The sequence below is a fragment of the Zoogloea sp. LCSB751 genome (assembly GCF_002028455.1).
Classification (GTDB): domain Bacteria; phylum Pseudomonadota; class Gammaproteobacteria; order Burkholderiales; family Rhodocyclaceae; genus Zoogloea.
Genome location: NZ_MWUM01000598.1, coordinates 1 through 237 on the forward strand (window position 1 = coordinate 1; position 237 = coordinate 237).

At 28.3% G+C, this 237-nt stretch carries 1 protein-coding gene; it reads right to left on the reverse strand.

Annotated elements, in window-relative coordinates; genetic code table 11:
• Window positions 1-237, reverse strand: a 237-nt coding sequence (locus tag B4920_RS27855; protein WP_161493402.1) for a metal ABC transporter solute-binding protein, Zn/Mn family, incomplete at both ends; no start/stop codon positions are given.

Sequence of the window (237 nt, forward strand, 5' to 3'; positions counted from 1 at the left end):
ATAACCTTTTCTTTTCTGATTGAACCCGCTATAGGCATTAAAGAAACATTTTTATTTGCATAAATAACTTTTATTTCTTTCTTTCTATCTGCTGCATTTAGAATATCAAAAATAAATTCATCATGTCCTACTCCATTTACTACAAGGACATCTAACTCATTCATTCTCTTTATATCTTCTGGTTTTGGTTGATAACTATGAGAATCATATTTATCTAGTCTTACAACTGGTATAACT